Raw genomic sequence first — 11,733 nt, 5'->3', positions numbered from 1 at the left:
TGAGGGTTAAGAGGCCGCCATTCATCGTCGCCTCCATGTTCCAAACGCACTTGCAGAGGATGCTTGCATCGCAGGAGTCTTCAATCCCAAAGCGGATGACATTCCTGCGCTGATGCGCTCGCTACAGCTCAAACGTAAACCCTTAATGGTTTGCAGCGGAGGCACAACCAGTCGCTGTGCAGCTGAAGGACACTGGACTCTGGATCTGCGCCAAAGCTGTCGCCAGATCCATTTCGATCCCAGCACCCAACACGTGGAGATTGGGGCTGGTCAGACAATGGAGGGTCTTCTCAGAGAACTCGCCAAGCACGGACGAAGTTTTCCCACAGGGCTATCAGGACTGCCAGGCCTCGGTTACATCCTCACTGGAGGCATCAGCCCTTTGAGTCGCAGTCAAGGATTAGCAATTGATCAAATCCTTGAGATCAAAGGTGTATGGGGCGATGGAGAAAGCTTTGTTCTCTCCAAGCCGGAAGCTGCTTGCTGCTCTGAAGATCAATTGGCTTGGCGTGGTCTCTGCGGAGCAGCGCCTTTTCTGGCTGTGATCACAGACCTCAAGCTTCAGACACATCTGCTGCAACCGCTGCGTATCTGGCAATCAAGTTTGACGTTTGAACAGCTGTTGGAGCTTATCCATCAGGCTGAAAGCTGGCCTGATTCGTTAAGCCTGCAGTGGATCTGGGGGGATGAAATCCACGCTTACGGAGTGATCCTTGCGAACGATGCTGTCGCTGTTGCGACATTCAATCAGCTGCAAAAAACAACTCTCTGCACAAACGTTGTTGAAATTGACGATGTTGCTGGCATACATGAATTGCCACCATTTGCATTGCCTGTTGTTTCAAACACAGCGATTGGGCGTTGCCACTCTGAAGTCGTTGCATTGCTTGGCCCTGCTTGGGGGTCTGCCTGTCAGGGAGTGATCACGGCCCTTGCCGAACTGATGGCAGAACGCCCAGATCCAAGGTGTTACTTGGCTGTTCAACAACTCGGCGGAGTCGCCAGTCGACAGCGTAAGGATGTCAGTTCTTTGATTCACCGTGAGGCGATCTGGAAACCATGGATCACGGCAGCCTGGCCGGCTGGAGATAGCCATATCAGAGCGCTAAGTCTCAACTGGCTAGAGAAGGTATGGGCAACGCTTGAGCCTTATTGCGAAGGTGTTCATCTGGCTCAGATGCATCCGCATCTGCCATGGCATCAGCGGGAGCTGAAAGCAGCATTCGGCGAATGGTTACCAGGTCTTCAAGAACTTAAGGCTCGTCATGACCCAAACGGTATTTTGCCGTCGCTTTGAGATAAGGTCTGCCGTCAAAGCCAGCCTTTTTAATGATTAACCGGTCAGAACCATCGTTGATCAAACAATGGTTAGGCAACCCTCCAAAAGATCTCCTCTCTGGGCTGGTGGTTGCCTTCGCAATGATCCCAGAGGCGATTGCCTTTTCAGGCATCGCTGGTGTTGATCCGCAAGTGGGCCTCTTTGGAGCGTTTTGCCTTTCAGTCACCATCGCCATAGTCGGCGGACGCATGGGGATGATCACCTCAGCGACTGGCTCGACAGCACTGTTGATGACAGGGATTGTGGCGACTGGTAATGCCGTTGGTGAAGGCCTAGGCCTTTCCTATTTGATGGCAGCAGGCCTATTGACTGGGCTATTGCAAATCCTTTGGGGTTATTTGAGACTTGCCTATCAAATGCGTTTTGTTCCTCAAGGGGTGCTGAGTGGATTTGTGAATGCACTTGCCTTATTAATTTTTCAAGCACAATTCCCTCAATTAGGCCTGAATCTGCATTACGGCGAAGACGTTGTTGTCGATCATGCAACCCAGGTTTTGCCTACTGGTGGCCAGATCCCTTTGGTTTGGGGGTTGGTGATCCTTGGCTTGGTGATTATTTATGGCTTACCGCGCTTAACTCGCCTGCTGCCTTCTCAGCTGGTGGCCATCATTGTCTTAACGATCATTAGCATCGGTTTCAACCTCGATATTCCTACTGTTGAGAGCCTAGGAAGCCTTCCAGATGGTCTCCCTAGTTTCACACTTCCATTTGGATCATTAGCAGATGGCAAGGTGCCATTCAACCTTGAAACATTTGGATTGGTTTTACCCACAGCTCTCGCAGTTTCCTTGGTTGGGTTGATTGAGACGTTCCTCACCCAAGACATCGTTGATGATTTAACTGATACCACCTCCAACAAGAATGTTGAGGCTCGAGGCCAGGGAATAGCAAATGTTGTCTCCTCTCTTTTTGGAGGAATGGCAGGCTGTGCACTTGTGGGGCAATCTGTGATGAATACAGAGAATGGTGGGCGTAGCAGACTTTCAACATTGTTTTCTGGTGTCAGTTTATTGTTAATGATCTTGTTGGGTCAAGGTTGGTTAAAACAAATCCCTATGGCGGCATTAGTGGCTGTGATGATTGCGATTGCTGTCAGTACTGCTGATATCCGCGGACTCCGACAGCTCAAAAAGATTCCTCGCAGTGATACAGCTGTAATGCTGATGACTTTTGCCGTCACCATGCTCACCACACCCCATAATTTAGCGCTTGGAGTGTTAGCGGGTGTTGCACTGGCAGGGGTACTCTTCAGCCGTAAAGTTGCCAAAGTGATCCGTGTCAGTGTTATACAAGTCAACCCTGATGAGCTTCGTTATGAAGTCAGTGGACAATTGTTCTTCGTGAGCAAGGTTTATTTTTTACAGGGCTTTGACGTTCATAAGCACCCTGCCAAGGTGACAGTCGACATGTCGCGAGCACACATCTGGGACCAAAGCGGAGTTGCTGCTTTGGATCAGGTGATTCGCAAGCTTCGCCTTGGAGGATCAGAGGTGGAGGTGGTTGGCCTTAATAAGGAGAGTCTTGATCTGTTTGAACGTATAGGCGGCAATCAGGAGCCTGCTCATATCTAGAAGGGTTGTATTTGAGATGATGACCAAGACTTTCTACTCTGTATTATCATTAGAGTTGTTTGCAGCGCTAATGATTTTAAATCATGAACTAGTTTGAAGATATTAGATTCATCTAAACCATTAATTCCTTAGACACGATGACATTTTAATCATCTAATGATTTCTTGGGAGTATTCCAGTGGCCCTTTGTGTTTCGTCATCCAGCAAGCGCGCTACTTTGCAAAATCATTAGTTTGATCTTCTGCTGAAAAAATGATGTCTTGGCTCATTTTGAAATTCTCTCATACACCTACTCTGAGCTGCTATAACTCTTTAGCTCACCAATGCTTTTCATGGCGAACTTCGATGCTTCTACGCCCTTTCTTCTACTGGCTCGCATCCATGTAAAACCAGGCTCTGTTGACGATTATCTTTCATTGGCTGCGACGACAGATGCAGGGGTGAAGGATTCTGAGCCTGGAATGTTGCATCACACATTTGATCAAGATCCAGATGATCCCCACGCGTTTGTTTGGTCTGAAGTTTATGCTAATGATGCGGCCTTTTTGGCGCATCTTGCCAATCCAATCGTTGGTGACTATCTCACTAAGCATGCAGAACTTGGTAATGGTTTTAGTGTTGAGGTCTACGGCACCATTGGTGCTGAGTGTCGAGCAGCAATGGCAGCAACTGGATTACCCCTAAAAATCTTCGAGACAAGATGTGGATACAGTCGTGTCTAAGTTTTGTCTGAATTCTTTCTGTTGCGATACAATTGGCATGACCGAAAAAATCATACACGCATAATAAGTGATCAGCATGAGATCTGTTTTGAGTATTTATTCCAACTAGGAACCATAAATACCCTTTGATTATCATTAGTCTATAGTGCAGAAAGCATGAGGAGCTTATAGACATGCTTTGCGCTATGTGGCTTTCTTTTCCGTCATTGGTTATCACATGAAAATCATTAAGTATTGATTTCTGATTCTCTCTATCCTCAATTATGGCGGTTAAGTGCTTCAAATATTATCTTGACACTAAGACCAGTATTGAACTGTTAATTCATCGCTATAATATCTCATCAAAAACCATAAAACTCTTGTTTATCTCCCTGGTCTCGCATAGATAAAATGCATAAGCCTTATCTCAATGTCACTCGTATTTAGACAAGTTCTGCCTTACAGATTTTTCGCACTACCCTTTACTCTAGGGGTCAATCATTGAAAGTTGAGACAGATCAATATCAGAGCAGTAAAAATCATTATTGGTATCGAAGTAGACAAAAGATCGTAAGCTGCAAGAGAGCTTGAACGATCTGTTGAAAGCATTATGTCATGCATCTAGTCAACCTAGAAATCACTGCAAGTGAGACGAATGATTGAATTGGGGCGGGATTGGCTCTTGGGCCCTTAGTCTATGCTTACTAGGAATATCCACTTCATCCCAAGAAGACTGCTGACCAATGATGAATCGATAATGATAGAGATCCAATACGCTATCCCATGCTATTAGCATGGGATAAAGATCTTTGCCCTGTTCATGAAAAGAGTTAAAAGCGGCAAGATCACTCACTTGACTTTTATTTAATCACCGTAAAAACCTAGTTGTTCATATCAAGCCCCATTCCTCTCTCGGTCTATATGAGCAACAAATCCTTTTTAATTACAGGCCATGAAATATGTTTGAAGACATCTACTTTATGCAAGAGTTGGTCTTCGGAATTTAAGACGAGTCATTCTATTCTCTAGTTCCATTTTGAACTAAGCAATGTTTTAGTTGCTGCATTGCGTCAGGTGGCAATCGATTATTCTCAAGCTTTGCCAAAGATCTGAGAGAATGAGGCTAAATTGCATAGTTACAGCATGATCAGGCGTTTTGCCACAGGTCTAGTCACTCTGTCTTTGCTTGCCACAGGATGTGCCTCAATTGATCAAGGTGGTGGTTCTCGGCTGGAATTGATCAGCAAGCGCGGCCAATTGCATTGTGGTGTTAGCGGCAAGATCCCAGGCTTTAGTTTTCTACTTGGCAATGGTCGCTATGAAGGGCTAGACGTTGATATCTGCCGCGCTATGGCCGCTGCAGTTGTTGGCGATGCCACGAAAGTGCAATATCGACCTCTTACAGCTCCCGAACGCTTCACTGCTCTAAAAACAGGCGAAATTGATCTGCTTTCACGTAACACCACATTTAATCTCAGTCGGGATGCAGCAGGAGGCAATGGTCTCACCTTTGCACCTGTGGTGTTTCACGATGGCCAGGGGTTGATGGTCAAGCGAAGTAGCGGAATTAAGGGCCTTCAGGATTTGAAAGCCAGCAACATCTGTGTGGGCTCAGGCACCACGACGGAACAGAACCTCAACGATGCATTTCAGGAACGAAAGCTTTCTTATACGCCGATCAAGTATCAAGATCTCAATCAAGTTGTCGCCGGCTACCTCCAGGGTCGATGTCTAGCGATGACTTCCGATCGTTCTCAACTTGCGGCGGCTCGATCTGGTTTTCCTGATCCTGAGCAGCACATCATTCTTGATGTTGTGCTGAGTAAGGAACCGCTTGCCCCTGCCTCAGTAGGTGGAGACCAGCGTCTTGGTGATGCCATCCGATGGGTGGTCTTTGCTCTTTTTGCCGCTGAGGAATTTGGTATTACTCAAGAGAATGTCGACAGCAAGCTTCAACAAGCCAAGACAAACCCACAGATGTCATCGCTGCGACGCTTTCTAGGCGTTGATGCTGGCCTTGGTCAAAAGCTTGGTCTGGCAGATGACTTCGTTGTCAAGGTGATCCGAGCCACAGGCAATTATGGAGAGATCTACAACCGCCACCTCGGTCCAAACAGTTCTGTGCCAATTCCTAGAGGTCTAAATCGCTCCTATCGGCAAGGTGGCTTACTGATCGCGCCACCATTTAACTAACCCCCCATGAAGCGCTCGCAGCACTTTTGCTTGCAAGTTGGCGTCGCTCTCGCTCTGCTGACCATTCTTGGCGTGTTGATCAACAATCTCGCTGTGAATCTGATCCGCACGGACATGGGGCTCAGCTTTCTTTGGTTAGGACGACCTGCAGGCTTTGCTCTAGCTGAACATCCGCTGTCTTATAGGCCTTCGGATAGTTATGCCTGGGCTCTTTGCATGGGCTGGTTAAACAGCCTCAAGGTCATCCTTTGCGGCCTTGTTCTGGCCACGGTGATTGGAGTGCTTGCAGGGGCTGCCAGAAGTAGCCGCAATCTGCTGTTACGAGCACTGTCGAGCGGATATGTGGCCTTGATCCGGCAGATCCCTCTGTTGCTTCAGCTGTTGTTCTGGTATTTCGTTGCTTTCTTAAGCCTTTCTGGGACCCCCTTGGCGCCATTAGGAGCCTTGATACGTGTCTCGAACCAAGGGATCGAATTGCTTGGCCTAAATCTGAGCGTTGAATTTTCGGCTTTATTAGTGGGCCTAAGCATCTTCACAGCAGCATCGATTGCTGAAATTGTCCGCGGTGGATTGAATTCTGTTCCGAGTGGTCAATGGGAAGCGTTTCGCAGTCTTGGTTTGCCAGAAGGTTTTGGGTTACGTCGAGTGGTGTTACCTCAAGCTTTACCAGCAATCCTGCCTGGCCTGACAAGCCAATATCTCAACTTGGCCAAAAACAGCACATTGGCGATCGCCGTAGGTTATGCCGATGTCTATGCGGTAAGTGATACGACAATCACACAGACCGGCAGAGCAATTGAAGGATTCTTCTTGTTGTTGATCAGTTTTTTGCTGCTTAACCTTCTGATCACTGGAGGGATGGAAGTTCTCAATCGGGTTGTGATCAGATCCCAGCAATAGCCTTAAGCTCAATTAGGTTTTTGTTTTTCATGAACTCTTTACTTCAACGGCGCATCGCAGCAGTGCTCTTGTTTATTGCAGCTGCCATTGCCATCCTTTTGCCTTTTGCCTCGGCCACCTTGCTAACCATTGCCCTCGGGGGGGCTGCCTGTGCCGCAGGCATTGGCCAATTATTGCGTCTTGGCGGTGAAGCGGGCTTGCAGGGCAAAGTGTTTCGAGGCTTCAGTGGCGTGCTTTATATCGCAGCTGCTCTTTGGATTTTGATCGACCCGGTCGATAGTGAAATCAGCCTTACCTTGTTTGCAGGGGTCTTGCTTCTCATAGAAGGCTTGATGGAATTGGCTGGAGGTGCAGCATCTCCAAGCCCTTTAGGTGGATTGGTGGTCTTCGATGGAGTGATCACTGCAATCTTCGGTCTATTGCTTGTTATTGAATGGCCTTCAGACAGCATTTGGGCTCTAGGAACATTATTCGGGGCAGCATTGTTCCTATCTGCAATCAACCTGCTGAGGGGCCCTAAGCCTGCTGAGACCACTTAGCAAGTGGATCTCATTGGCGACATCATCAAATATCGCCAATGAGACCAGTCTCGATTAATAAGCTGAAATATAATATTCCCATAGGGATGCATTAAATCCTTCAATGTTTGCACTACTACTACTTAGCTGTAGACAATGCACTCCGAGGCAATGCAGAAGCCAAAAGGATCATTAACCTCACCTAAGTACCAAAGCAGGTGTCAAGCAGAAGAGGATGATCATGATTTCGTAAAGCATCATTCCGCCATAGTGGAGGCGGTCAAAGCTTCTCTTGCTGAGATCGATGAACCAGCGTGAATGCCATCGGTAGCCCCATTCACGGTGCCGTATGAAAGCAATCAGCCAGAAGGTCAAGAGTGCGAAATTCAGCACCGTTGCCTTGGCAAAGATTTCAGCGAATTCAGCTCTCTCCATTGGCTAAATCTTGAAGTACCTCTAAGCAATAGCAATGGCTTTTGCTTCTGTCCATGCTTGGCTCAACAAGGGCAACAGAACCTCTGTTTCAACAGGATGTACAAATGGGCTTACGTTGATGATCTGCATCGATGGCCTATGCGTTTGAGCATGTCCCTTGATCGTTTCTATCCCAAGAGAAGTGGTCCGAATTGAGTTTCTAGTTCTCCTGAGTACACCTGCTAAATCCTGATGCAGTCTGGGCCAAGCCCTTTTAAACGTCTGAAACGGCACCTATTGGCCACTCCTCTGGATGGCTTGATGACTGTTTTGCTGCTTGCCCTGCTTGGTTGGGTTGCGACCACAACCCTGCATTGGCTTTTTGTTGATGCGGATTGGCAAGTCGTTAGCCAAAACCTTCCGCTGTATGCCTTTGGTAGCTATCCACCTCATCAACGTTGGCGCCCATTTCTTTGGATTGCGCTGCTGATAGGCCTCACCTTTTTAACGCTGTTAGGGCCACGTCGGGGTTGGATTCGGAAGGCCTTGCCTTTGGTATGGATTGCGATGGTGCCCTGTGGTGTGGTTCTTCTTGCTGGTGGCCTCGGTTTACTGCCGATCCCTTCTCATGCCTGGGGTGGCCTAACCCTCACCCTGCTGCTAACCGCCTGCAGCGGTGCTCTTGCTCTACCGCTGGGCATCCTTTTGGCACTCGGGCGTCAAACCAGGCTGGCCGTGATCCAACGAAGTTGCAGCGTCTATATCGACGTGATGCGGGCTGTTCCTCTAATCGCAGTGTTGTTTTTTGGTCAGCTGTTGATTCCCCTTTTCCTTCCCATGCATCTAGAAGTCAATCGAGTCCTGCGCGCTGTATTGGCCTTCGCATTATTTGCTGCCGCATACATCGCTGAAGACGTACGAGGTGGATTGCAAGCGATCCCACGAACCCAGCGTGAAGCTGCTGCTGTGCTGGGCCTGAGTCCTAAGCAAATGATTCAACTTGTGTTGTTGCCGCAGGCACTTCGTACAGCTCTACCGGCCCTGACCAACCAAGCAGTTGGATTACTTCAGAACACCAGCCTGATGGCCATCTTGGGTTTGGTGGAACTCCTGGGGATCAGTCGCAGCCTGTTGGCCAACCCTGATTTCATTGGTCGGTATCTGGAGGTGTATGTATGGCTAGCAGGGGTTTACTGGTTGGTTTGCACTGCTATGGCCTTACTTGCCCGTCATCTTGAACATCAACTGAGCCCCACAAGGTCTGCGACTTCAAAGCGATGATTCCAGCCATTCAAGCCACGGGCCTTGTTAAATCCTTTGGTGATCATCAGCGAGCTCTTGATGAGGTGTCGTTGCATGTTGAAAGCGGAGAAGTTTTGGTCGTCATGGGTCCTTCGGGTTCTGGTAAAAGCACCTTGATTCGAACCTTCAATGGACTCGAATCTCTTGATGAGGGGCGACTTGAAGTGCTTGGTATCCCCTTAGATGCAGACCACGATGAACGTCAGATACGACGTATCCGTAAACGTGTGGGCATGGTGTTTCAACAATTCAATCTCTTCCCGCATCTATCCATCCTCGACAACATCACTCTTGCACCGATTCGTGTGCAACGTCGGCCTCGAAAGGAGGCGGAGGCACGCGCTAATGATTTATTAACTCAGATGGGAATTGCCGAGCAGGCAGGTAAATACCCTGGCCAGCTGAGTGGAGGGCAGCAACAACGAGTAGCCATTGCACGTGCACTCGCACTACAACCTGAAATCATGCTTTTTGATGAACCTACAAGCGCTCTCGATCCGGAACGGGTCAAGGAGGTTCTTGATGCGATGCGATCGCTAGCGAATGATGGGATGACCATGGTGGTTGTCACCCATGAGATGGGCTTCGCCCGTGAGGTGGCAGATCGGGTGTTGTTTATGGATGAGGGCAAGGTTGTGGAGACCTCATCACCAGATGAGTTTTTCGCGAATGCTCGTGAAGAGCGCAGCCGCCGTTTTCTCAATCAAATGATGTGAATTTCTCCAAGGATTTTTAGGATTGAAGCAATTTCGACGTCAGTGATTGAAACTTGTGCATAGCCATTGAAATTCCAGCTGTTACTGAAAGCTTCTACTCCTGATGCAATATACGAGAAGAAGACATCACGGTTATCACTAACGGAGTGAGCTCCCTTGATATAAGTATCAACATCGCCTGTATTCACCGGCCTGCTGTCATTATCTGCGTTCAAACCAAATATCCAAGAGCGGTCTCCGTTCAACCACTGATAACCAAGACTTGTTAAAACCAAGACTGATTAAAATACTAATCAAGGAGAGTTTTGCTTTGCCATTACTTTGATGCCTTTGCTACACAACCAATTGGATCATGCAAGAACAATAACTTCGTTATAAAACTTGGTAATTCATTGTGCAACAGTCATTCTCAATCGTCCTTTCCTGATGCGCTATCAGCAAAGGTCTTCTCCAATCGCGCTTTGATTGTCTCGTCCTGGCTGATCTTCGCTTGATAGGGAGGCTTTCGTTGAGAGCTGACCTTTTCCCCAGCCCCGAAGTCAAACAGCCCTCCTGCCTTCATTTGCCCGAGTGGACCTCTCTCGATTGGGCCGTTCTTAAACATCGCAGTTTTTGCCAAATAGCCAACACCAAGGCCAACCAACACCGCCATTGAGATCAACGTGAGTAGAGCAGTGTGCGTCTCCATCTAGATCACATGTCCATCACTGCAGCCTTGCACACCTCTGATGAGCTCGCATGGCCAGAGGTGGTAAGTAAATGATGTTCTGGTCAGTGATCATTCAGCTCTTGATTGCTGGTTGCAGCTTCACGTTTGCTCTTCCCCAAAGGGGGCTTAATGGTCAGCGAATGAAATTTCAAGCCATTCCTCCTACAGATCAGGCCTGGAAGCCCTGATCAGATAACTGCAATTAATCCTGGGGGGGGCTTGCCATGGAGCTGGAGCCAACTCTTGATCACCTGTTCGGCTTCCTTCGGAATGGATCTCAGCCTGCGCCAAAAGGCTGAGCTGAACAAGATCCTCCATGGTTATGGCCATGTGCTTAAGGAGCTCGAGAACGCAGGGGAAGCTCTAGAGGAGGCTTTTGAGGAGAACGGTTCTTGGGGCGTGTTCTCTGGGTCTAGCTTGGTTGAGGCTGTGCGGGCATTCATCCAGACCTTCCGCCTTGCATTGGATCAAGCGAAGGAGGCACGGCTTACTAAGCGTGAAGCCACCAAGGAGGTGGTCGATGTCGATCGCTGATGGGTTACTTGCAGCCATTGAGGAGGTCAACAACCTCGACAAGAAGATGGCTCGTGACATCGGGGAGCACATCGACTCCCAGGCCCGCACGCTTGAGGCTCTGAAGAATGAGGTGGAGGCCAAGGCCTTTCCCCTCAAGCCTTTAGGTCGTTACCTCCAGCAAAGAAGGATCCGTTCTAAAAGCTGAAGGCAAGAGAGCTTAAAACCATTGCGTCACGCATGGCTCTCCCTGGACGGAGCAAATACACAAGGAAGCAACCATTATCCATTTCCTTATCGAAAACAAAGCACCACTCGCTGCGTCATATGAACAGCTGTTGGCGTTTTGGGTTGAGCACAGCCGATAAGGGATTTGTTGCAGAGGAGCGCCTAAACAAGGAGCGTCTTGCCAAAGCACTCCAAAAAGCTACTGGGGTGTGCCTCTCTAGATAGGCAAAGCTGGTGTGCAATTACACTGAGGGAATTATTTTCTAGAAACTAATTCTTAGAGTTCTAAATGAGCATTGATCAACTCATAGCTCCTAACACCTTCGGCTTTATAGCTGCTGCATTAACGACCATTGCATTCATACCTCAGGTCATAAAGACATGGAAAAGCAAGAAGGCTGATGACGTATCAATAGTGATGCTCTTGATGTTTATCACTGGTCTGTTATTTTGGATCATCTATGCGATAGAAACGAATGCTCTTCCTGTTCTCATTGCAAATATCATTACCTTCATCCTCAACATGACAATCCTTACCTTAAAGTTAATCTACGCGAAGCAACCCACTACAGCAGGCTAAAAGCAGATAGCATCAGCCCTTGCTAAAATATATTTTTAAAGGTCTAAGC

At 48.2% G+C, this 11,733-nt stretch carries 15 protein-coding genes; 12 read left to right on the top strand and 3 right to left on the bottom strand.

Annotation, left to right across the window (positions count from 1 at the left end; genetic code table 11):
- Positions 1 to 19: 19 nt before the first annotated feature.
- From SIB74_RS04030 to SIB74_RS04005, 6 genes are all read left to right on the top strand, one after another.
- A complete protein-coding gene (locus SIB74_RS04030; RefSeq protein ID WP_063395330.1) occupies positions 20 to 1,297 on the top strand; it encodes an FAD-binding oxidoreductase in 1,278 nt (425 codons plus the stop codon).
- Positions 1,298 to 1,329: 32 nt separating this feature from the next.
- Positions 1,330 to 2,910, top strand: a complete 1,581-nt coding sequence (locus SIB74_RS04025) for a SulP family inorganic anion transporter (protein WP_063395331.1) — start codon at positions 1,330 to 1,332, stop codon at positions 2,908 to 2,910.
- Between the two features lie 332 nt (positions 2,911 to 3,242).
- Entirely contained in the window at positions 3,243 to 3,632 is a 390-nt protein-coding gene (locus SIB74_RS04020; protein ID WP_063395437.1) for a putative quinol monooxygenase, read from the top strand.
- Positions 3,633 to 4,754: 1,122 nt separating this feature from the next.
- A complete protein-coding gene (locus SIB74_RS04015; protein WP_063395332.1) occupies positions 4,755 to 5,804 on the top strand; it encodes an amino acid ABC transporter substrate-binding protein in 1,050 nt (349 codons plus the stop codon).
- A gap of 6 nt (positions 5,805 to 5,810) precedes the next feature.
- The gene (locus SIB74_RS04010; protein WP_063395333.1) at positions 5,811 to 6,704 is read left to right on the top strand and encodes an ABC transporter permease subunit; all 894 of its coding nucleotides are present in this window, start codon (positions 5,811 to 5,813) and stop codon (positions 6,702 to 6,704) included.
- Between the two features lie 29 nt (positions 6,705 to 6,733).
- The gene (locus SIB74_RS04005) at positions 6,734 to 7,243 is read left to right on the top strand and encodes an HdeD family acid-resistance protein (RefSeq protein ID WP_011825860.1); all 510 of its coding nucleotides are present in this window, start codon (positions 6,734 to 6,736) and stop codon (positions 7,241 to 7,243) included.
- A gap of 177 nt (positions 7,244 to 7,420) precedes the next feature.
- Here the strand turns inward: SIB74_RS04005 and SIB74_RS04000 are convergent, their stop codons facing one another.
- Entirely contained in the window at positions 7,421 to 7,657 is a 237-nt protein-coding gene (locus tag SIB74_RS04000; RefSeq protein WP_041384377.1) for a DUF6868 family protein, read from the bottom strand.
- Positions 7,658 to 7,888: 231 nt separating this feature from the next.
- On the opposite strand from SIB74_RS04000, the gene SIB74_RS03995 reads away from it, so the two are divergent.
- Positions 7,889 to 8,917, top strand: a complete 1,029-nt coding sequence (locus SIB74_RS03995; protein ID WP_063395334.1) for an amino acid ABC transporter permease — start codon at positions 7,889 to 7,891, stop codon at positions 8,915 to 8,917.
- Positions 8,914 to 9,654, top strand: a complete 741-nt coding sequence (locus tag SIB74_RS03990) for an amino acid ABC transporter ATP-binding protein (protein WP_063395335.1) — start codon at positions 8,914 to 8,916, stop codon at positions 9,652 to 9,654. Before SIB74_RS03995 ends, SIB74_RS03990 begins: the two co-directional genes overlap by 4 nt.
- Here the strand turns inward: SIB74_RS03990 and SIB74_RS03985 are convergent.
- Both SIB74_RS03985 and SIB74_RS03980 read right to left on the bottom strand, forming a co-directional pair.
- Complete coding sequence (locus SIB74_RS03985; protein ID WP_063395336.1) at positions 9,642 to 9,929, bottom strand: hypothetical protein; 288 nt, start codon at positions 9,927 to 9,929, stop codon at positions 9,642 to 9,644. The genes SIB74_RS03990 and SIB74_RS03985 overlap by 13 nt on opposite strands.
- A gap of 134 nt (positions 9,930 to 10,063) precedes the next feature.
- Positions 10,064 to 10,342 carry a hypothetical protein gene (locus SIB74_RS03980; protein WP_036912024.1) on the bottom strand — a complete coding sequence of 93 codons (279 nt, stop codon included), beginning with the start codon at positions 10,340 to 10,342 and terminating at the stop codon, positions 10,064 to 10,066.
- Between the two features lie 71 nt (positions 10,343 to 10,413).
- Here SIB74_RS03980 and SIB74_RS03975 point away from each other — a divergent pair, with 71 nt between their 5' ends.
- The 4 genes from SIB74_RS03975 (at position 10,414) to SIB74_RS03960 (ending at position 11,684) form a co-directional block, all read left to right on the top strand.
- Entirely contained in the window at positions 10,414 to 10,551 is a 138-nt protein-coding gene (locus SIB74_RS03975) for a hypothetical protein (protein ID WP_156486063.1), read from the top strand.
- A gap of 82 nt (positions 10,552 to 10,633) precedes the next feature.
- Complete coding sequence (locus tag SIB74_RS03970) at positions 10,634 to 10,897, top strand: hypothetical protein (protein ID WP_063395438.1); 264 nt, start codon at positions 10,634 to 10,636, stop codon at positions 10,895 to 10,897.
- The gene (locus SIB74_RS03965) at positions 10,884 to 11,084 is read left to right on the top strand and encodes a hypothetical protein (protein WP_063395337.1); all 201 of its coding nucleotides are present in this window, start codon (positions 10,884 to 10,886) and stop codon (positions 11,082 to 11,084) included. Before SIB74_RS03970 ends, SIB74_RS03965 begins: the two co-directional genes overlap by 14 nt.
- Positions 11,085 to 11,393: 309 nt before the next feature.
- Positions 11,394 to 11,684, top strand: a complete 291-nt coding sequence (locus SIB74_RS03960) for a SemiSWEET transporter (RefSeq protein WP_063395338.1) — start codon at positions 11,394 to 11,396, stop codon at positions 11,682 to 11,684.
- Positions 11,685 to 11,733 lie beyond the last annotated feature (49 nt).

This window comes from Prochlorococcus sp. MIT 1306 (genome assembly GCF_047304515.1).
Classification (GTDB): domain Bacteria; phylum Cyanobacteriota; class Cyanobacteriia; order PCC-6307; family Cyanobiaceae; genus Prochlorococcus; species Prochlorococcus marinus_D.
The sequence above is the reverse complement of the archived record's forward strand: the minus strand, read 5'-3'. Positions and strand labels throughout refer to the sequence as shown.